Source organism: Ignavibacteriota bacterium, assembly GCA_016218045.1.
In the GTDB taxonomy this organism is placed as follows: Bacteria; Bacteroidota; Ignavibacteria; order SZUA-365; family SZUA-365; genus JACRFB01.
In genome coordinates, this window is record JACRFB010000018.1 from 17,897 (window position 1) to 39,075 (window position 21,179).

The window sequence follows — 21,179 nt, forward strand, 5'->3', positions numbered from 1 at the left end:
CATGGTTCCGTCACCTGCAGCGAGTGTGCGCACAGCATTGTTGTTTTGCACGGTGAGAACCCCGTACCTTCGTGCTTTCATCTACATTTCACACGCTGTGTATGCAGCCAAACGGGGAGTAAACTCCAATGATACGGAAGGGGAGTCTCAACAGGCTGCGGGCATTGTTGTCCGCCGGGAAATCGCGAGGGATTGAGGGGCCAGAGTTTCATCTGGATGGCGCAGCGGGGAAAGGCCACGCAGTGGCGTCGCACGGGGGAGCGCGAAAGGGCAGTCGAGTGCTCGACCGGTTCGAACGAGTCGGGAATCGTGTGCCCGATCCGGTGGTCCTGTTTGTCGTGGCCCTCGTTGCGACATGGATCATTTCAGCACTGCTGGCAGGTCGGGATTTCGGACTGACCGATCCGCGCACATCGGCGCCACTGCGCATCAACGACCTGCTGACACTTCCGTCGTTCGCGGTCTTCTTCTCGGGCATGACGCAGGCCTTTGTCTCCTTCCCTCCACTCGGCCTGGTTCTCGTGATGGTGATAGGCGTCGGAGTGGCGGAAAAGTCGGGGCTCGTCGGTGCGATACTTCGTGGTGTGCTTGCGATCGCGTCGCCGCGTGTGTTGACGCCGCTGGTCGCCATCGCCTCGATCTGCGCCCATCTGCTTGCGGATTCGGCCATCGTGATCTTGCTGCCGCTCGCGGGCGCGTTGTTCTACGTTTCCGGCAGGCATCCGCTCGCGGGCATCATCGCGGCCTTCGGGCCGCTGGCGGGTGTGATCTTCGCGAACTTTTTTCCTTCTGGTCTTGACGCGCTGCTTGCCGGCTTCTCGGAGGGGGGCGCACGGATCGTCGATCCCGCCTATCAAGTCGGGCCGTTGAGCAACTACTGGCTGGCGATCGCCACGTCGGTTGTGGTTGTGCCTCTCACATGGTGGCTCGTTGAGAGAGTGGTGGAGCCGCGCCTGCGCGGTGTGGTGGTCGATGGTGATCCCGCACTCATGCCGACGGCGCCCGAGGTGACCGCGCAGGAGAGGCGCGGACTCTGGGCCGCGCTCGCAACAGCTCTGGTTTTTGCGGCAGCGATGGTCATCACTGTCGCGCCCGCATCATCACCCTTCCGTGCTCCCGACGGTTCGCTGAGCGGCGCCGGATCACCGTTGATGATGGGGCTGATTCCATTACTTCTCGTCGGCACGCTGCTTCCCTCCATCGCCTTCGGTGTGAGTGCACGCACGTTCCGCGGACACCGCGAAGTGATCGACGGCATGGTCACGACCATGTCGTCGATGGGCGCCTACATCGTGATGGTTTTTTTCGCGGCCTTGTTCACCAAGGCCTTTGCCGACTCGAATCTGGGCGCGCTCATCGCGTTGAAAGGCGCCGGATTTTTACGCGCGCTCGGCATGCCCCCCGCGGTGATGATCATCGGCGTGGTGCTTCTCACCGCGTCACTCGACATGCTCGTTCCTTCGGCTTCCGCCAAGTGGGCTCTGCTGGCGCCGATACTCGTGCCGATGCTGATGAGTGTGGGGATAGCGCCCGAGCTGACACAGGCCGCGTTCCGCCTCGGCGACGGACCGGTCAACGTGCTTACACCACTGATGGCGCATTTCCCGCTTGTACTCGCGTTCTGCCGGCGCTATGTGACAAAGGTCGGAGTCGGCACACTCATGTCGCTGCTCCTGCCTCTCGGCATAATGTATCTTCTTGTGGAAATCGTGCTGCTGCTGTGCTGGTGGGGACTGGGCCTGCCGCTCGGGATCGGCTCGCGGTACACGTATCCGTAACACGACGCGCCATTGACTCCCGGCGCGGCGAATAGTCGCGGTGCTACCGGCTGCCGCGGCGCATGTTTCCGGGCAAGAAGAATCTGAGTACTTTCGCCTCACCATCATTCTCCTCCCCACACGACATCCCCGCTTCCCGTGACTCTGCCCCGACCCTCGCTCACGACTTTGATTTTCACCGGCATGGGGATCGGCCTGGCTATCGGGTGGATCTTTCCCGATGCAGGAGTCGCGCTTAAACCGCTGAGCACCATTTTCATCAGGCTCATCCGCAGCATCATCGCGCCGCTTCTCTTTTCAACACTTGTTGTTGGAATCGCGGGCCATGGCAGTCTGCGCGAAGTAGGCCGTCTCGGTCTGAAGTCCATTGTGTATTTCGAGGTCGTCACAACATTTGCCCTTCTCGTCGGACTGCTTGCCGTGAACATCGTGCGCCCGGGCGACGGCGTGAATCTCCATTCCGTGGCGGCGGGCGACATTGTTGCGAAGCAGCAGACTTTCAGCGACGTGCTCGTTCACATTGTGCCACAGAGCATCGTGCAGGCGATGGCCGAAGGCGAGGTTCTGCAGATCGTCATATACGCCATTCTGTTCGCGAGCGCATTGTCGCTGGTGCCGTCCGAGAAGCGCGGGTCACTCGTCGCATTCTTCGACGCCCTGGCGGAGACGATGTTCAAGTTCACCGGCATCGTGATGCGGTATGCGCCGATAGGGGTTGGCGCGGCGATCGCGGTGACAGTGGGGCATCGTGGCCCATCGGTGCTGATCAACCTCGGTTTGCTCATACTCACTCTGTACGGCGCGCTGCTGGTATTTGTCCTCGCCGTGCTTGTTCCGGTCATGGTCATTGCGCGTATTCCCGTGCGCACATTTTTCCGCGCGATCAAGGAACCTGCCATTATTGCGTTCTCCACGACCAGTTCCGAGGCGGCGCTGCCGAAGGCGATGCAGATCATGGAATCGTTCGGTGTGCCGCGACGTATCGTCGCCTTTGTCCTTCCGACAGGATACAGTTTCAATCTCGACGGCAGCACGCTGTACCTGGCGCTTGCATCGGTCTTTGTCGCCCAGGCGGCGGGAGTGGAGATGCCGCTCGCGTCACAGATCCTCATGATGCTCACGCTGATGCTCACAACAAAGGGCGTAGCCGGTATACCCCGCGCCTCGCTCGTGATCCTCGCGGGCACCCTTGCCTCGTTCAACCTGCCGCTCGAAGGCGTGGCCGTCATTCTCGGCATCGACGAGATCCTCGACATGGGACGCACCACGCTCAATGTCATCGGCAACTGCCTCGCAACCGCGGTCATCGCCCGCTGGGAAGGCGAACTGCCGCCGAATGGAGCGGGGTAACAGGAGAGTCGGGTCTCACGCACCTCTTCCGCAAGAGTACATTAGATCTCACTCCTTGAGGTGTCTTACCTCCGGGCTCTGTACGAAACAGCGTACGAGCCACCTGTTCTGGCTGTTCAGCATATTTGGATTACGCAGAGGTGTGCGGTATTTTTCACTGTACACGCCCTACGATTAGGCCACGTGTCCACGGTCGTCGGCGTTTACGGGAATTAGTTTATGTATGATTGGTAACGCGATCACATTACGAGAGGTATTCGCGTATCAAGAGGTAGCTACGATTGTGAGATAACCACTACACTGAGGAATCTTCGGCGTGAATTCGATACACGTGTCGACTACACCATCGTCCACCACGTTGAAACAACCTCACCATGTTACATTCGAGATGGGTACGATCATGAAAAGCACGTCCATCCTCATCGTTGGTACTATCATCTTCTTATTTTGTTGTACTCCTCACGTTTGGGCACGTGCAGGATCAGCGGCTGCGCAGGTGCAAAAGCTCATGTCGCCAACCATAGGATTCTGGGAGAACAAGGGACAGGTCCGAAATCAGAATGGTGAGGCACGGCGTGACCTGCTCTACATCGGTATTCTGCCGAGTGGAAAAGTTCATCTTCGAATGTCTGGTTTTAGCTATGAGTTGGTTTCACATCTGACCAACCAGGCCTGGACTCAGCAGGAAGTGAACACTGCCGATGATTGTGTCGCGTTCAAAAGGCAACTGTCAGCGGCAAAGTGGATAAGGTCGCACCGCGTGGATGTGGATTTCCTCGGTGTGTCGCAATCGGTGAACGTGGAGGGGCTTGATGTCGCCCAGGACGTCAACCACTATTACCTCGACGGTATGCCCGAATCAGGTGTCACAGGTGTCCGTCGCTTCAACACAGTTGTCTATCGCGATGTGTATCCCGGCATTGATGTACGCTTTATTATGGCCAACTCGGAGAACTTCTCAGGTGGGATCAAGTACGAATTTGTTGTCCATCCTGGTGCTGATCCAACTCAAATACGGATGCGCCTCACCGGACAAAGTTCGCTTTTGATCGACTCAAAAGGGAATTTAATTATAGGGACGAGCAAAGGGACTATCAGGGAAGCTGCTCCAGTAAGCTATATATTACACAATTCGAATCCTCTGATTGGGAGTCGCGAAACTCGAACTATGGTTGTATCCGCATTTGATGTGAAGAACGACACATTGAGTTTCTCCATTCGGACGTACGATCGAACAAAAACACTGATAATAGATCCGACCGTTTCGTGGTCGACGTTTTATGGAGGCAGCGGTACAGATTATTTCTACGGAACCTTTACTGACGGCAGTGGCAATGTCGTGGTAAGCGGCGGCACAACGAGTTCATCGAACATTGCCACATCTGGGGTGCATCAGGTGACCTACGCTGGGAATGAGGATGCGGTGACCGTGATGTTCGATGTACAGGGAGGCCGGCAATGGGGGACTTATTTTGGTGGAGCCGCTCAAGATGCTGCATATTACAACATAATCGATAGCAATGGTGACATTTTTGTAGGTGGTACCACCCTCAGTTCGAGTGGGATCGCGACTACAGGAGCGCACCAAACAAGTTACGGTGGAAGTGGAGATGGTTTCATTCTCGCGCTCAGTCCGTCAGGGACTAGATCGTGGTCCACATATTTTGGCGGTGCAAGTGATGAAGTGGCCGGCTATCTCGTGAGTGATCAGGGCGAAAGCCGCGCCGTGTACTTTTCAGGCAATACCAGCAGTTCCTCCGGCATCGCCTCACCGGGAGCCTATCAGACAACGTTTGGTGGAACCTATGATGCGTTCCTCGTGAAACTGCGTGCTTCATCTGGAACAGTAATATGGTCAACTTACTACGGCGGTAGCGGTGATGATCATGGCCATGGCCTCGCGATCGCAGAAAACAGTGACGTTTTTCTCACTGGTTTTGCCGGCAGTACTTCTGGCATCGCAACCGCAGGAACACATCAGACGAGTAACGGCGGATCGACCGATGCGATGATTGTCCGCTTTGACTCCGCAGGCTCGCGCATCTGGGGTACCTATTATGGCGGGTATGGAGCGGACGGTGCCAATGGTATATCCTGCGATGACCACGGCCGGGTCGTCATCCATGGCAATACCACGAGTACATCCAGTATTGCATCATCGGGTGCATTTCAAACTTCTTACTCGGGGGGGTATGACGGATTCGTTGCGAGACTGTCAGGTACAGGTACCCGTCTATGGGGGACGTATTTGGGTGGTCCGAGCGAGGACAGAAGTTTTTGGACGGAAACGAATCAAGATTGTGAGATCTATATCAGCGGCTCCACTCAGAGTACAAGTGGTATCGGGACGACGGGAACACCACAGCCCGCACATGGTGGTGGTGGAAACGACGGGTTCGTAGTGAAGTTTGATTCAAGCGGTGCTCGAATGTGGGGAACCTACTTTGGTGGTAGTGGATGGGAATACGGACGGACCGTGGCATTGGATGGAAACGGAGGCGTGTACCTCTGTGGAGAGACGCAAAGTACGAGTGGAATAGCGACCTCCGGCGCTTATCAGGTAACAAATGGAGGTGGTAGTGACGGCTTTATAGTGCGTCTTACGGATGGCAGCGGATCCACGCAGAGGTCTGTTGCCACCTCGGCAGTGAGTGGAAGCCCCTTCTGTCCGGGAGACACCGTTATTGTTACATTCACAATCACAGGCACATTTAATGCGGGCAATACTTTTTCCGCACAATTATCCAGTGTTTCAGGCAGCTTTGCCATACCTGTCACGATCGGAACAAGGGATTCAATCACAGCAGGGCCGATCATCTGCATCATCCCGATGAATACACAGCCTGGCTCAATGTACAGGATTCGGGTCATCGCATCGAATCCATCTGTAATTGGAAGTGACAACGGTAGTAATCTGACAATCGCCGACTTCCCGACCGCCGCCATTAGCGCACTCGGCAATACAACAATCTGTGTCGGTGATAGCGTGGGATTGCAGGCGAATTCTGGTCCAGGGTATTCGTATCGATGGAAGAAGGACGGTACTACTGTGAGTGGTGCCCTCGGGCAGGTGTACCATGCGCGGTATGCAGCCGTATATACAGTGGTTGTAACAAATGCGAGCGGCTGTTCCTCCGAATCATCTCCTGTTTCCGTGTCACATTATCCAGCCGATCCGACAAGCCTCGTTTGGACTGGTGCAGGTAGCCGGATCTGGAGCACTACAGGGAATTGGGATAATCCATGTGTCATACCAACAACCGGTGATACTGTCATTATTCCTCCGCAAACTAATCCTCCTTTGGGCGTTCCTAGCATCACGCTATCGCGCTTTTCATTGGATAATGCAGGAGGGACCACTCTCGAGGGGACACTGACAATTACAGGCACCCTGGAACTTCATGCAGGTAGGATATCTGCCGGATTACACCACATTTATATGTCACAGGGTGCTGAGATATCCGCCTTCGACAGCGCAGCGTACGTTGTTACCGACTCCACTGGAAGTCTGGTGTACGAGGGGCTTGGATCGGGGGGAACCACTCGCTTTGTCCCGTACCCGGTTGGCTCGCGTGCATTCAGCTACACACCCGTGAGTTTGCAGAACACCGGAACACTCGATGATTACTCCATCCGTGTGATGGATGATGTATTGACAGGAGGGGTATCAGGGGCAGTCATCTCTTCGAATGTTGTCGGAAAAACGTGGATGATTAACGAGGCACAGTCAGGCGGGAGCAATGCATCGTTTTCACTACAGTGGAATGTAGGTAATGAGCTATCGGGATTCGATAGGACATCGTGTTACATAGCAAGGCATAATGGGGCTAACTGGCAGCGTCGAACGCCGTTTATCGCCGCATCGGGGTCGGATCCTTATTCGTTGGTGATAATGAATGTCACTGCATTATCACCCTTCGCCGTCGGTGATGCTGGTTCTCCGCTTCCAGTACAGTTCTTGCACATCGCAGCCGAGAGATACGAATCCGGTGTGCGGATCATATGGCGCACGGCATCGGAACGCAACAACCTGGGCTTCCAAGTCGAAAGACGTGTGGACGACAATTCTGAGTGGAGTGTCGTTGGATTTGTACCATCGCATGCAACTGCGGAGAATGGAGGCTCATACTCTTATATCGACAGGATGGAATTACGCGACCCAACTATCTATCGATTGCGGCAACAGGACATGGATGGGACCAGTCAGCTTTCCCCCGAATGTCGTATCACCGCGGAGTACCTATCCGAGACACCGCTACGCTGTGTATTTGCACCTCATCCTGTAAAAGGGGCGGGTACCGTCCGAATAACTTCGGCCCAACGCGGGAGCGGCCGTTTCATTGTTTACGACGCCTTCGGAAGGACTGTTTTACCCTTACGGACTCTGGAATTGCGTCCGGGTGAAAATGTTATTGGCTTTGACATGTCATCACAACCGCATGGCCTTTACTGGTATTCCCTCGATTGTGGCGATCATCGCGTGACGGGGCACTTCGTTATCGGAGGGTAGCGCGGAAATACCCTTCAGTCAGGATCGCCCTCCCTGCGTTGTCATACGACGTATCACAACCAGGACGTGTTCATGCGCACGAAGATGCCGGGAGCGGCGGGGTGCATCATCATTGTGCTCCTATGGATGGGAAACGGGGCGGCAGGAGTTGCACAGCCAACATTGCAAATCTCACGCCTCGTGAACAATTGGCCGACGATTGAACTGTATTACACGGTCTCGTGCGGCGGTGTGCGGCAGACGATTAACGATCCCGCGCGATTCAGCGTGCGCGAGCAGGGTTTTCCTGTCACGTTCGATACACAGAATTGTCCGGATACAAATGTGCGTTGTCCGCTCTCGATTGCGCTCGCGTTCGATGCGAGTGAGACCATGGCGGGCGCACGAAACCTAGCCGCGAAGGCGGCGGGGCACCGCTTCATCGATTCGCTGGATGGCAGCACCGACGAGGCCCTTGTCATCTGGTTCAATGACTCGGTGGCTGTGGCACAGTCACTGACTAGCGATTCGAGTCTGCTCCATAACGCTGTGCGAGGTATTCCGGCAAGCGGGGGGACGCGCTTTGAGGATGCCGGAATAGTTGCAGCGATGGAACTCGCAGCCGGTGCATCAAATGCATGCACAGCTCTGGTTATCGTGACTGATGGGGGTGGAAACACAGGTACTATTTGGCAGAATGTCTTCTTTCCAATTGTTCGAGAAAAGAGAATCCGTGTGTACTCGATTGGAATCGGTAGCGGTGTGCAGATGGCCATTCTTGACAACATCTCGATACTGACAGGTGGCAAAAGTTACCTGGTTCTCGATCCTGGTGAACTGCCAGCCGTATATTCTAGCATCGCACACATCTGTCTGCAGAGCTTCCAGGAATGCTCCTTATCCTACACCGCCGGATGCACGGACGGTTCCATCAGGACGGTGGACCTGGCCGTGTCGGGCATCTGCGGAGGATCGGATACCAAGGTGAAGTCGTACAAGGCCCCGAAGGATACATCGACGTTCACGACACTTCATTTCGGTATCGGACGTGCTGATGTGGAGGGGGATGGAACGTTCTCCGTGCCGCTGCTCCTGGAGGACACGGTCGACGGTGTACGGGCCGGCGTGTTCACGTGGTCATTGCTCGTGCCGGACTCGCTTGCTCTGTGTCTCGGCGCGGATGTCCCGCCGGGGAGCCCCTTCGCGGGACAATCGATCACGATGCAGACAATGTGGAGCGGGAAAGCCGGTAACACACGATATGATTTTTCGACGAACGACACGATCCTTCTCCAAAGCTCCCGGCCGTCGACGCCCGTGGCCTTGCTTCATTTCCGCGCGACAGACCGGCGCGGAAACGATACGGCATGCGGCACGTTTGATCTGATCGACGGGGGCTTTTCATCGGGATGCCTGCGCGCGGCCTTCACCGATGCCGATCTCTGTGTTCGCGCCCGCGCGCCATTTGTCGTCTGTGATGGTGACACGCTACCGCACGTCGCGTGGGATACAAATACCGATGCGTACACCCTCACACCGCCGCTTTTCACGACACGCGTGCGCAATGTCGGCGTAATTCCCGCGGAGACATATCGTGTCACCATACAGTTCGATTCGCGCGATCTCGTGCTGACAGGGACCTTGCCCCTCACGCAGGCGGGATGGCCCGACACGTTGTTTCCCAATGAAACCGGCACGGCCTGGTGGGAGGGAGTGCTTTCACCACGTCTTGCGGGCGATTCGGTGCCCATCAGCTTCAGGCAGGAGTTCACGAATCACGCGCCGTTCTTGTGCGGGGGAAAGATGTGGGTACCCGCATCCGAACCGCGCGTGCGCGCAATCGGCTCGCCGCGTATGTGTGAGGGCGGCAGTGTTATGCTCACGGCGACACCGGGATTTGTGCACTATGAATGGTCCGATGGACAAAGCGGTGACACGATCGTTGTACGCATAGGCGGCGCCTATTACTGCACGGTGACCGATACGTACGGACGTATGAAGGATACACCGAAATTCTCCGTGGAAGTGGCTCCCCGGCCACGCCCGTATCTCGATCCCGCAGGACCGCTGGTACTATGCGACAGCACCCCTGTACTGTTGCGTGTCATGCAGCCCTTCCAATCGTACCGCTGGTCGACGGGAGAAAACACACAATCGATTCTCGCCACACGGCCGGGTCGGTATTGGGCGGAGGTGACGGATGGCGCCGGTTGCACAGGCATCACCGACACACTGGTGATCACCATACGACGCGGGCCCGCGGCGATTGTGACTGGTCCGGCGCAGGCCTGCGCGGGCTCCGTTTCGACATGCAGGGCCAATGGTATTCCAGGCGCCCGGTATCGTTGGTTTGTGGAGGGTGCGGATATCCTGCTCGGTCACGACACCGATGCCCTCACCGTGCGATGGGGCAGGGATTCCGTTGCGCGCATCGTGCTCGCGCTCACCGATTCGGCCGCACAGTGCACGGCCTTCGATACGCTTCAGGTGCGGATACTGTCGGCACCCGTCGCTCGAATCACACCGGCCGGTCCCACCGATGTGTGCGCCGGAGATTCCGTGGTGTTGGATGCGGGAGCGGGATATACATCGTATCTCTGGTCCACCGGCCATCGCGGACGGCTGCTCACAGCAAAAACCAGTGCCGCGTATCACGCCATTGTGACGGATGCGCGTGGTTGCAGCGTGTCGACCGACACGGTGCACGTGATCGTGCGCCGTGCCCTGCGTCCGCGTATTGCAGGAACGCAGAGCGTCTGCGCAGGTGCGATGGAGCAGTATTCCGTGGCCGCCGCGTCGGGACAGTCCGTGCAATGGACCGTGACGGGAGGAGTAGTGCTCGGCGCTGCGGATCAACCCCTTGTGACGGTGCAATGGAGTGGAAGGGGAGCCGGAGGTGTGCGCGCGGAGCTGACGGACGGTCCCTGCTCGGCACACGACAGCGTACTGGTGCGTATCACCGCTGCAGCGACGCCTGCCATCACTACCTCGGGCGCCACATCATTTTGTGAGGGAGATTCGGTGTCGCTCGATGCGGGGAGCGGCTACGCGGCGTATGCCTGGAGCGATGGATCAACAACACGGAGCATCGTTGTGCACCGCGGCGGAGTATATACTGTCGCTGTGGTGGACTCCTCCGGCTGCAGCGCACATTCCGACACGGTGGTCGTCACAGTGTTTACACGACCGCCCGCCCCCATGATCACCCGCAACGGAAACATGTTGGCGACACAACCGGGGTACACGCATTACCGGTGGATGCACGACGGCGTCACAATACAAGGCGCGACACGTGACACACTCACCGTGTTTGTATCGGGAACATATTCGGTGGAAATCGTGGACAGCAACGGCTGCAGCGCGGTGTCGACGCAGTATCCTGTCATCGTGACAAATGTGGAAACGGCAGCATCCACACGGCCGGTGGTACATGTGTATCCGGAACCGAATCGCGGCTCGTTTGTGGTGCAGATACAGGCGGCGTCGCGTCTCGAGCGAATATATATATACGACATCCTGGGTCGAATCGTCTATGAAACGGAGTGGCTGCTGCCCGTTACCGCGGCACACATCGATCTACACGATCTCCCGGACGGACACTATCTGCTGCGCGTGTCGGGAGTGACAAAGCGTGTGACGATCGTGAGGTGACTGGTTTGTTATGTTCGGTGTAGCGTTGACGTAGAGCGAGGAAGTGCACAGGGAAGTGGAAAGTAGCAAAGTGGCAAAGTAGCAAAGTTGCCAGCTGCAAGGTGGTAAAGTAAAAGACGCCTCCGTCAGCCGACCTTCCACATTGCTACCTTGCTACTTGTCACGTGTTTACGTGTCACATGGCTACGAAACGCACTCTCAACCAACCCCGCGGCCCAGCGCCGCGTCCAGCGCGTCGATGATGCGCGCGCATCCGCCATCGCGGATGAACGCCGCGTGCTCGGCCGCATCGTGGAAGGTGCGGCCGGTGATGGCACAGCATTCGAACTGATAGTCGCTGCTCTCAAGGAAGGCCTCTATCAGCACCTGTACGGCCGGAGTGTTGTATTCCGCGCGCTGTCCTACCGGGATATCTGTGCGCAGGCTCTGCAACCAGACGGCCGCACCAAGAGCGCCGCAGGCGCCGCCGCAGAGTCCGATGCCTCCCGCGAATCCCGCCGCCATGATGATCTGCTGCGGCGTCGCACCCACACGCGCAGCGAGGACTGCGGCACAACTCACCGGACCCGCAGAAGGTCCATCAGCAGGTTTCGCAACGGCAGTGCGTATCGTCTCAAATGCATGGGGCGCATAACGCGCGGCCATCCGCATGCAGCGCGCGGTGCCGCCCTGAAGCAAAAAGTAGCGAACGAGTTTCCATTTCGAAGATGTCTGATTGATCTGTGTCAGGTCGTAACAATCCACTGATCCGTTGTCGCCGCGAAACACATCAACAAGCCGCGCGGCGGTAGCGACGGCGTGCGCTTCCGCGCGCGAACCCTCGCCATAGACGCGATGCACTTCGGCACCGGCTGCAAGCACCGCACCCCAGATCTGTCCGCATTGAAATCCGTGCTGCGCGATGCCGCCGGCAAAATTCATCGCGGCCTTTTCCTCTTTCATCATCGGGTGACCAAAACTGCGATCGAGCACCGTGAGCAGGCAGCCGGAACAGCTCCCTTCCTTGAGAAACGTGACCATGGTGCCAACGGAATTGAGCGAATACGGCGAACTGTGCGGCATGTGCGTCCTCTGTGGAAAAAATGATCTGAGTACTGTCCCTGCGGGGTCGAAAACAAGCAATACGGGACGCATCGGGCAAAGTTCCGCAAGTATCACAATAAGGACTCGGGGCGCCCCGGACCTGGCAACGGCATCGTGTCAAACATTCGGGCTCCGTTCCAATTCGCGTAAAATTCGCGTACCTTTCGATGCCCATTCAATTACAGGAGACGGTCATGTCCTTGTTCCATCGAATCGCCGTGGTATGTGTTGTGCTGGTTTCCACCGTACACGCACAGGACATTCTTTTTCAGGAGCGTTTTACGAACGGGACGGCGGAAAACGAATGGGTGGCGGGATTCAACGGCACCGCGCTTGTGCCGTATCAAACCGCGCTCGCTCCGGGCGACGGCTGGGTGGGGCGGCTCACCAATCTCGCATCGGGTGGAAACGTCGCACAGAGCTCGGCGGCCAGCAGGGACTTTTCGAACTTCCTCTATGAGGCCACCATCTACATCCCGGTGGATGCGGGCACATATTACGGCATCGAGTTCCGCGTCGATCCCTCCGGCCTGTCGGCGGGGTATCAGTTTGTTGCCGCCTTCAATCCCGCCGGGACGCAGCGCATGCGTTTCCGCGTGAGGCCATCGAGTAATCCGTCGATTCCCGTGGCGATCAAAGACTGGAATGCGTCACAGATCCCCGGCGGCATCCCCACCAGCAGCGGATGGCACACACTCGCCGTCAAAGCCAACGGACCTCATTTCTTCTTCTACTTCGACGGACAGGAGATGCCCGGAGGGCTGAATTTTGATCAGACGTTTTCGTCGGGCACCGTCGGCGTGTATCTGTGGGACATGTCCTCGCCCAACGAGGAATTGCTGGTGGATAACATCAAGGTGACATCGTTGACCACGTCGGCTGTACCGGACGCACAGGCGCAGAGTGACTTCCGGATTTCCTCGGTGTATCCGAATCCGGCGACAGCACGCACAGCCGCCGCGCAGATCGACGTTCTCGCGGGACGCGCGGGGCGTTTCGAGGCCGTAGTGTATGACGCGTTGGGACGCGCGGTGAAGCATACGGCCGTGGATGCGCGTGCCGCGGGAGGCACCACACTCAGCATTCCGACCGGTGGTCTTCCCGCGGGAGTGTACACCGTGTCGGTGTCGTCGCACGGGGCGACACGGCAGCAGCGACTGATCGTGACCAACTGAACCGGGCACGCGACCGCTCCACGGCACTTAGCGGCATTGCCGTGCGCGTGCCTCCTCGATACCACGGATCAGCATCTGCGGAAGGCGGCCGATGTCGCCAAGGGCGTATTCGAACGCCTCTTTCGTGAGATTCAGACAGCCGGCGCAAGTGCAGAGAAAGAGGGCAGAGCTGGAGAGTTTATACCGTTCGATGAAATCGCGCTCCACCGCCTCGTCGATGTTGACGGTCTGGAACACGATCGTCGAATCGCCACTGTAGGCCTCGCGAACGAGATTGCGCGTGACTTCCTCGATGCTCAAACAGGTGACGCAGCGCAGAGTCGGGTGGTAATACCGCACGACGATCGATCCCTGCGGCAGGGAGGCGAGCGCCGGATCGGTGAAGAGCGTGTCGGCACCGGCTTGCGCATGTGCAGTGCAGCACACGACGAGCGATAGAGCGGACAGCATCAGAAAACGACGAAACATCTTGTTCTGCCGCGTCGGGAATAATGTTGCGATGGAGCGGATCAGCGATGCTGTCCTGTCGTCGTGTTTCGCGGTATTATATACTTTCGACATGATGCGCGGACGTTTAAAAAGCAGTATACACAAAATACACACCGCCGAGGATTACACAGACGCCGGCAACCCGCCGCATCCAGACGGCCCCGCGTGTCTGTTCCGTCCATTGCAGATACCGTTGCACGAGTTGCGCGAGCGTTCCCGCTGCAACGATCACCGCACAATGTCCGACAGCGAACGCACCGATGAGTCCCGCTGCCGCGGCTACATCCTCGCTGCCGATGCTGAACACAACTCCCAGCACGGGCGCGAGGTAGGCGAAGGTGCAGGGGCCGAGTCCCACACCAAACACGAGCCCCAGCACAAAGGCACCGATCCACGGCCGGCCTTCGAGCGGGCGCATGGGCAGTGCGCCCCACGAAAAGGAGATAATTTCCAGGAGGTACAGTCCCACAACAAAAAAGAGGGCCGCCACAATGATGTTGCCCCAGATTCCCACATCACCCATCATACGTCCGAGTGACGCGGTGAGCAGACCGAGCCCGGCAATCGTGATCAGTATGCCGGTTGCGAAGACCAGCGAGATGCCGAAGGAGCGGCGTGTGTTCATCCCCGCCTGCCGGCTGATGTAGCCGATGATGAGCGGGATGCTCGTGAGGTGGCACGGACTGAGCAAGATACTCGCGATGCCCCACGCGAAGGACGCGGCGAGCGCGACGCCGTAGGAATCCATCATCGCCATCGACAGGGTGGTAAACAGGTCATCCAACATGCTGGGATTCTCCTCCTGAATGGAGTGTTCGACGTACAGAGGGCGGATGTGTGCTGTTTCAGCTCACGACATCTTCGAGTGGGTGCTGATCCATGTCGACCGCGCCGGGGTGCGCAGCGGTCAGGAGAGCGGTTTCAAACCGCGCTTGGCGAGGAGTTTGTGTATCTCCTCCTCCGGATAGAAACCCTCATGGCGGAAGAATTCTTTGCCCTTGTCATCGAGAAACACCTGTGTCGGGATGAGCCGTATGTTGAAGTTCTTGCTCTGGACTTTCCCGGCATCGGTCCATACATCGTGAAAAATCACCTTCACCGTGCCTGCATATTTGCGTTCGATGGCCTTCATCACCGGCTGCATTTTTTTACACGGGATACAATTCACGGATCCCAGTTCCACAAAAGTCACAAGCGGATGAGTGATTATTTTTGTGCTGTCGTCAGGTGCAGGGTTCGCGGGCTGCGCAGCATGTGCCGATGCAGTGAAACAGAGGGCGCAGACGAGATACCCGAGTGTGAGATAGTGGCGGAACATGTTCTTCTCCATTTGCGGTGCTGCACAGGAAGGAAAGTATGTATATATACAATGGACCCGCGACGGGTGCACCGCGGCAGATGGCGCATCACACGAAGCGTGCGTGCGAGTCCACGCGGTTACACGCCCGGAGTATCTAACCCTTCGCCAGGGCGGTAGTGACCCAGGAGAGTATCTCCGCATCGGTGGGAAGACGTCCGCTGGACTTGACGGATCCGTCAACCACGAGTGACGGGGTCATCATCACACCATACGAGATGATGTCCTCGATACGTTCGACTTTTTCGAGCGTGACGTCGAAGCCGTTGGCGGCGACAAGCTGTTCGACCCGTTGATACAGCGTTTTGCATTTCGGGCAGCCGGTGCCCAGAACCTTGATGTTCATGAGGTGCTCCGTTGTGGGAGAGAGGGATTACAGCACGGCGTTGAACAGGTATCCCACAACAAGGATACCCGTGCCGACAACGCCGATGAAGGTGAGGATCAATGGCATTTTCAGGACTTTGCGCAGTATGATCATCTCCGGAAGGGAGAGTCCGATCACGGCCATCATAAAGGCGAGCACCGTGCCGAGCGCCGCGCCTTTGCCGAGCAGGGCCTGCACGATGGGTATAATTCCCGCGGCATTTGCATACATCGGGATGCCCAGCAGCACCGCCACGGGCACCGACCACCACACATCGGCCCCCATGATCGACGCCATAAAATTCTGCGGAACGTACCCGTGAATACCGGCGCCGACCGCGATGCCCGCAAGCACATACGGCCACACCTTGCCGACTATTTCGCGGACCGCGTCGCGGCCCAGCCGCAGTCTGCCCGACCATCGCAGGGCTTCATCGTCCGCGCCCGGCGCCGCTCCGGGCTGCAGCGTGTACACCCAGTCCTCCACCCAGCGTTCGAGTTTCAGGCGTCCGATAATCCAGCCCGCGGTGATGGAAATCATCAAGCCGGTCGCAAGATAGAGGCCCGCCACCTTCCAGCCGAAGAGTCCGAAGAGCAGCACCAGCGCGACCTCGTTGATCATCGGCGCCGCGATGAGGAAGGAGAACGTGACACCGAGCGGCACGCCCGATGTGACAAAACCGATAAAGAGGGGCACGGCCGAACAGGAACAAAACGGCGTGACTATGCCCAGCAAACCGCCCAGCACATTGCCCGCACTTTCGCGTCTTCCCGCGAGCACGCGACGCGTCCGTTCCTGCGTAAAGAAGGAACGGACGATGCCCACTCCGAACACCACGATGGTGAGCAGCATGAGAACCTTGGGCGTCTCGAAGAGGAAAAATTCGATTGCGGCGGCGACATGTGTCCCGGCCGCCAAACCGAGGACGTCGTACGTGACGGTCCTTGCGAATGCCGCGAGTTGTGTGTATACAAAGTACCACAACACCGCCGCTGCGAGCACCGCCGCGACACGCAGGGTGACACGCGACCGCGGGGAGCGTGTGTGTGTGATTCCCGGAGCTGTGCTTCCTGCCGTGCTGATGCCCGTGTCTGTCATAGGTGCTTTCCGTGATTCGTCGCGAAGGGATACGGGCCGTGTGCGATTACCGCCTGTCGCGCAGAACCTGCGAGGCGCAGGTGAAAAAATTCAACACGCAGGGTGTGAGCAGGGAATAATACACCGTGTTGCCCTCGCGCCGGTCGTCCACTATCCCGTGCGCGCGCAGGACGGCGAGGTGTTTCGACACGGTGGATTGATCCGATCCGATGAGTCCGGTCAATTCCCCCACCGAGCATTCGCCCTCGGCCAGGCGGTGTATGATCCGCAGCCGCGATTCATTCGCCAGGGCTTTGAGAACCCGCGCCTGTTGCCGAAATATTTCGTCGTCCTTCATTAGGTGCTTGTATGTACATGTTGCATCATCAATGTATGGCGAAATGGCCATAAAGGCAAATGTCGGTTGCCACGCGGTGCCGAGGTTCAACGATATCCTCTCGACGGCAGTGTGGTTATTATTGATCGAGGGACATTGCCGCCGGGCTGCTACCTGTGCCGTGTCTATGACGGGAGCGGCCGGCCTGTCGCCAGGAGATCGGTGCTGTTTCTGTAACGCCGAATACCTGACACCCTCGTGTTTCGGACGGCCTGCTGACAGCCGCGTGTTACTTTTTTCCACCCGGTGGCAGGGACGCGGGCGTCGGAACCCAGCCGAGCTGCTGGAGCAGACCAAGACTGTCCTGACTGATCCACATCTCCACGATCTTGCCGTCCTTGACGCGGAAGATGCTGATGCCCTCGTCCGACACCTTGCGGCCTGTGGGCGGGCGTCCGATGAATTTCCCCGTGTTTGTAGCGGCGTAGGTCCAGCGTGCAATCACATGGTCGCCGTCGGCGAAGAGATCGTGAATGGTGAAGCGGAGATCGGGGAAGGCCTCCGTGGCGCTGTTGAACCAGGTCGCGAGATCGGGAGGTTGCGCCGCGGGACCGCCGGGAAAATGAAAAACGAGCGACGGGTCCGATATCTGCGGGATGGTCGCGCTGTTTTTGGCATTCCACAGATCCTCGAAGTAGCGCTTCACCACGGCCTTGTTTTTCTGCATGGCCGCCTGCGGGGCTTTCTTCGGCGGATTCTGTGCACGCAGTGTGGCGGGGGAGGGCGGCAGCAGCGTGACAAGTGTGATCACACAGAGAGCGGGGCCGAGGAGGGAACGTCGCATGGATGTATCCGATATGTGAATTGCAAGGGGAAGAACATCGCGGCCGACACCGCGACATCGCTGCGTGAAAGTACTGTTTCCCGTGTGCGCTATCAACCCAGGCCCGCCGGATCCATGGGGAGAAACGGCACCGGTGCCGCTACCGGACGTGATTATTCGTTGCCGAAGTGTATAAATGGATGTTGACATTGTTCCACGGAATTGCCAAGTTGCAGAGTTCATGCAGGCGTCTGTCGTCCTGATTGTGCGACCACACGCCGAAAGATTCCTAACGATTTTAGAGCAGGAGTGTTTTATGCGACAGGTTCTCCTAGCGGTACTCGCGGTTTTTGCGTTCGCTCTCAGTGCCTGCGAGCAGCAGTCCACCCCCATCGCACCGGCCGACGGGCAGGCACCGGTGGTCTTCGACAGCCAGTCCGATTTCTCCGGCGGTTTTGACAGCGACTTACTCGCCGATGATCCGGGAGACCGCAAGCTCGATCCACGCGCCAGCATCGGTGATGCGGAAGCGATGGCGTGGATCCGCCTCCTTCTGGCGGCGAATCCCGAGATGGACGATGCCACCAAGGCCGCGCTGAAGGAAGCGATATCAGCCTCGAACAAACGCCGCGCAGAAATTATGCGCGACAGCACCCTGACACCCGAGCAGAAAAAGGCGGCCCTCACCGAGGAGCATCTCGCCCTCATGCGCCGCATCAACGGTTCCGATCTCGAACCCGGCATCGTGACTCGCGAGCAGATCGAGAAGGCCAACGCGCTGAAAGAGAAGATCGAGACCGACCGCAAGGAGCGGATGGACAAGATGATCGAGGCGCGTATCGATCAGCAGATTAAGGCGTGGACCATTGCGATGAAGCTCACGCCGGATCAGCAGGCGGCGATCAAGGCGGAATTGATGAAGCAGCAGAAACTGATCGCGGAAGCGCGCATCGAGTTCGGCAAGGATGCAGCGGGCTTCTCGAAAAAAATGCAGGAAATCCAGAAGGCCACCGACGCGGCGATCCGCGCCCTGCTCCTTCCCGAGCAGCAGGTGATCTGGGACAAGATGCACGGCCGCGTGGTCAAGACCGACACGTCGATCGAGGCGCGCGTCGACCAGCAGATCAAGGCCTGGACGCCGATGCTCAAGCTCACCACCGAGCAGCAGGCGGCCATCAGGACGGAACTCCTGAACAAGGAAAAACTGATGGCGCAGGCGCGCACCGAACTCGGCAAGGATCCCGCGGCGCTCTCGAAGAAGCTCCAGGAAATCCAGAAGGCATCGGACGCGGCGATCCGCGCCCTGCTCACGCCCGAGCAGCAGCAGATCTGGGACAAGATGCACGGCGGCGGCAAGACCGGCGGCGTGATCGGCACACGCGGCTGACACCGCGCTCCCGCGATGAATGACAGGGCCCCGTCCGCAGAGGACGGGGCCTTCCCATTCGGGGTCAGCATCGTTGCGCGCGGCCAAGGATGCAAGAATACGCGATGGGTTATTGATGACAACATGTGGAGGCGTCATCAATATAGGAATATGTGGTCTTTTACTTAAATTTTGAACGCCGTTGGTGTTTTCGCTAGATTCGTGGTTGCAACGGCGAACGCCGTGCACAGAGTGTACACCAGAGCCGGGGGATCCAATGCGTTCCATACTCGTGGTTCTCTTCGTGTGTGTTCCCTTCATTGCCGCAGCACAGCAGGAGGGTGGAAATGCTGAGCGGCTGGGCGCATCAGTCAATTCCTCCGCGTCCGAATTGTTACCTATAGTGTCTCCGGATGGAAAATCACTCTACTTCGTCCGAGGTGGTCACGCGAAGAATCTCGGCGTTCGCATCAGAGAGGAGGACCAGGACATATGGTGCTCCACACTGAGGTCGGACAACACGTGGGGCGAGGCGGTGAATCTTGGATCACCGATTAATAACGAATATCCGAACGCCCTCCTGGGCATCACCGCCGATGGCACCCAGGCGGTTGTTCTCGGATATTATGAAGACGGTGAATTAACCGCACGAGGGTTTTCGCTGGTTACGCGGACAAAGAATGGTTGGTCGGATCCTGTGGGGATGGACATAGACGGATATGAACAGCTGAACAAGGGAGGCAGCGTTACTGGATGTCTCTCTGGTGACGGCACGATTCTGTTGATTTCCTTTTATCCGACCGCTGACGAAGAGGATGATGATATATATGTATCGACGCATCTGTACGGCAACCGCTGGTCACAACCGAAACCGCTGCTCGGAATCAATACGCGGCGATCCGAAGCATGTCCCTTTCTTGCCGCAGACGGTCTCACATTGTATTTCTCCGCCGACAGACAGGATGGATTTGGAAATGCGGATGTCTATTTGTCGCGACGCCTCGATTCGACATGGCAGAAGTGGTCCACTCCGGAAAACCTCGGACCGTCCATTAATACACCGCGCACAGAGATGTATTACACGATTCCGGCATCAGGTGCATACGCGTATTTTGCCTCCTCACAACCACCGTCGGGAGAAGGTGACATTTACAGAATTCCTCTCCCGGAAAAGGCACGCCCACAACCCGTCGTCATTGTGAAGGGAATGATATATGATTCGAAGACCAAAAAGCCGATCGAAGCTCATGTGGAATACCAATCGCTCTCAAGCAGACTGAAAGTGGGTGAGGCACGATCACATCCCGCAACGGGAGAGTACCAGATTGTGCTCGTGCGCGGTACGAAGTATGGATTCTTCGCGAGGAAAGATGGGTACTACCCCTTGTCGGAAAACCTCGATCTCGAGGCACTTGCGACCTATAAAGAGATTGCGAGAGATTTGTATCTCACACCTATCGAAGAAGATATCACCGTCCGATTGAACAATGTCTTTTTTGATTTTAATCAATTCACGCTCCGAGACGAGTCGATCCCCGAATTGCAACGGTTGATTGATCTCCTCCGCACGCATCCGTCGATGACCATTCAAATCCAAGGGCACACGGATAATGTCGGTACACCCTCGTACAATCACGTGCTCTCGGAGAACAGGGCACGGGCGGTACGCGATTACATCCATGAGACCGGAGAGATCACTGCCACGCGACTATCGTACCGTGGATTTGGTTTCACTCGACCCGTATCCGCGAACGAATCCGAGGAGGGCCGGCAGCTAAATAGACGCGTTGAATTTAAAATCGTTCACAAATAACCTGTATCACCACGTTGGAGATCC

The 21,179-nt window shown here is 57.6% G+C and carries 15 protein-coding genes; 7 read left to right on the forward strand and 8 right to left on the reverse strand.

The window, feature by feature from the left end:
- Positions 1-128: 128 nt before the first annotated feature.
- The 4 genes from HY962_06125 (at position 129) to HY962_06140 (ending at position 11,268) form a co-directional block, all read left to right on the forward strand.
- Entirely contained in the window at positions 129-1,778 is a 1,650-nt protein-coding gene (locus tag HY962_06125) for an AbgT family transporter (GenBank protein MBI5646490.1), read from the forward strand.
- Positions 1,779-1,922: 144 nt separating this feature from the next.
- On the forward strand, positions 1,923-3,128 hold the full coding sequence (locus HY962_06130) for a dicarboxylate/amino acid:cation symporter (GenBank protein ID MBI5646491.1): 1,206 nt from the start codon (positions 1,923-1,925) through the stop codon (positions 3,126-3,128).
- 400 nt (positions 3,129-3,528) lie between these two features.
- The gene (locus HY962_06135) at positions 3,529-7,638 is read left to right on the forward strand and encodes a hypothetical protein (GenBank protein MBI5646492.1); all 4,110 of its coding nucleotides are present in this window, start codon (positions 3,529-3,531) and stop codon (positions 7,636-7,638) included.
- Between the two features lie 72 nt (positions 7,639-7,710).
- Entirely contained in the window at positions 7,711-11,268 is a 3,558-nt protein-coding gene (locus tag HY962_06140; protein ID MBI5646493.1) for a VWA domain-containing protein, read from the forward strand.
- Between the two features lie 198 nt (positions 11,269-11,466).
- On the opposite strand, the gene HY962_06145 is transcribed toward HY962_06140, so the two are convergent.
- Complete coding sequence (locus HY962_06145) at positions 11,467-12,330, reverse strand: C_GCAxxG_C_C family protein (GenBank protein MBI5646494.1); 864 nt, start codon at positions 12,328-12,330, stop codon at positions 11,467-11,469.
- Between the two features lie 215 nt (positions 12,331-12,545).
- Here HY962_06145 and HY962_06150 point away from each other — a divergent pair, with 215 nt between their 5' ends.
- Complete coding sequence (locus tag HY962_06150) at positions 12,546-13,526, forward strand: T9SS type A sorting domain-containing protein (protein ID MBI5646495.1); 981 nt, start codon at positions 12,546-12,548, stop codon at positions 13,524-13,526.
- 27 nt (positions 13,527-13,553) lie between these two features.
- Here the strand turns inward: HY962_06150 and HY962_06155 are convergent, their stop codons facing one another.
- The 7 genes from HY962_06155 to HY962_06185 all read right to left on the reverse strand — a co-directional run bounded on the left by HY962_06155 (position 13,554) and on the right by HY962_06185 (position 17,997).
- A complete protein-coding gene (locus HY962_06155) occupies positions 13,554-14,087 on the reverse strand; it encodes a hypothetical protein (protein ID MBI5646496.1) in 534 nt (177 codons plus the stop codon).
- A gap of 13 nt (positions 14,088-14,100) precedes the next feature.
- The gene (locus HY962_06160; GenBank protein MBI5646497.1) at positions 14,101-14,802 is read right to left on the reverse strand and encodes a cytochrome C biogenesis protein; all 702 of its coding nucleotides are present in this window, start codon (positions 14,800-14,802) and stop codon (positions 14,101-14,103) included.
- 120 nt (positions 14,803-14,922) lie between these two features.
- Positions 14,923-15,333, reverse strand: a complete 411-nt coding sequence (locus HY962_06165; protein MBI5646498.1) for a thioredoxin family protein — start codon at positions 15,331-15,333, stop codon at positions 14,923-14,925.
- 136 nt (positions 15,334-15,469) lie between these two features.
- Entirely contained in the window at positions 15,470-15,718 is a 249-nt protein-coding gene (locus HY962_06170) for a TM0996/MTH895 family glutaredoxin-like protein (GenBank protein ID MBI5646499.1), read from the reverse strand.
- A 27-nt stretch (positions 15,719-15,745) separates the two neighbouring features.
- On the reverse strand, positions 15,746-16,837 hold the full coding sequence (locus HY962_06175; protein MBI5646500.1) for a permease: 1,092 nt from the start codon (positions 16,835-16,837) through the stop codon (positions 15,746-15,748).
- A gap of 46 nt (positions 16,838-16,883) precedes the next feature.
- Positions 16,884-17,174, reverse strand: a complete 291-nt coding sequence (locus HY962_06180) for a winged helix-turn-helix transcriptional regulator (protein ID MBI5646501.1) — start codon at positions 17,172-17,174, stop codon at positions 16,884-16,886.
- 268 nt (positions 17,175-17,442) lie between these two features.
- On the reverse strand, positions 17,443-17,997 hold the full coding sequence (locus HY962_06185; GenBank protein ID MBI5646502.1) for an ester cyclase: 555 nt from the start codon (positions 17,995-17,997) through the stop codon (positions 17,443-17,445).
- Positions 17,998-18,292: 295 nt separating this feature from the next.
- Between HY962_06185 and HY962_06190 the strand changes: the two genes are divergently transcribed.
- Both HY962_06190 and HY962_06195 read left to right on the forward strand, forming a co-directional pair.
- Positions 18,293-19,363: a hypothetical protein gene (locus tag HY962_06190; GenBank protein MBI5646503.1), complete on the forward strand. Its 1,071-nt coding sequence runs from the start codon at positions 18,293-18,295 to the stop codon at positions 19,361-19,363.
- A gap of 256 nt (positions 19,364-19,619) precedes the next feature.
- Positions 19,620-21,155, forward strand: coding sequence for an OmpA family protein (locus HY962_06195; GenBank protein MBI5646504.1), 1,536 nt, complete (start codon positions 19,620-19,622; stop codon positions 21,153-21,155).
- The last annotated feature ends 24 nt before the right edge of the window (positions 21,156-21,179 follow it).

Excerpts from the sequence above, each read along its gene's own strand:
- HY962_06125 (MBI5646490.1), top strand. The coding sequence starts at position 129 with ATGATACGGAAGGGGAGTCTCAACAGGCTGCGGGCATTGTTGTCCGCC.
- HY962_06135 (MBI5646492.1), top strand. The coding sequence starts at position 3,529 with ATGAAAAGCACGTCCATCCTCATCGTTGGTACTATCATCTTCTTATTT.
- HY962_06140 (MBI5646493.1), top strand. The coding sequence starts at position 7,711 with ATGCGCACGAAGATGCCGGGAGCGGCGGGGTGCATCATCATTGTGCTC.
- HY962_06145 (MBI5646494.1), bottom strand. The coding sequence starts at position 12,330 with ATGCCGCACAGTTCGCCGTATTCGCTCAATTCCGTTGGCACCATGGTC.
- HY962_06150 (MBI5646495.1), top strand. The coding sequence starts at position 12,546 with ATGTCCTTGTTCCATCGAATCGCCGTGGTATGTGTTGTGCTGGTTTCC.
- HY962_06155 (MBI5646496.1), bottom strand. The coding sequence starts at position 14,087 with ATGTCGAAAGTATATAATACCGCGAAACACGACGACAGGACAGCATCG.
- HY962_06160 (MBI5646497.1), bottom strand. The coding sequence starts at position 14,802 with ATGTTGGATGACCTGTTTACCACCCTGTCGATGGCGATGATGGATTCC.
- HY962_06165 (MBI5646498.1), bottom strand. The coding sequence starts at position 15,333 with ATGTTCCGCCACTATCTCACACTCGGGTATCTCGTCTGCGCCCTCTGT.
- HY962_06170 (MBI5646499.1), bottom strand. The coding sequence starts at position 15,718 with ATGAACATCAAGGTTCTGGGCACCGGCTGCCCGAAATGCAAAACGCTG.
- HY962_06175 (MBI5646500.1), bottom strand. The coding sequence starts at position 16,837 with ATGACAGACACGGGCATCAGCACGGCAGGAAGCACAGCTCCGGGAATC.
- HY962_06180 (MBI5646501.1), bottom strand. The coding sequence starts at position 17,174 with ATGAAGGACGACGAAATATTTCGGCAACAGGCGCGGGTTCTCAAAGCC.
- HY962_06185 (MBI5646502.1), bottom strand. The coding sequence starts at position 17,997 with ATGCGACGTTCCCTCCTCGGCCCCGCTCTCTGTGTGATCACACTTGTC.
- HY962_06190 (MBI5646503.1), top strand. The coding sequence starts at position 18,293 with ATGCGACAGGTTCTCCTAGCGGTACTCGCGGTTTTTGCGTTCGCTCTC.
- HY962_06195 (MBI5646504.1), top strand. The coding sequence starts at position 19,620 with ATGCGTTCCATACTCGTGGTTCTCTTCGTGTGTGTTCCCTTCATTGCC.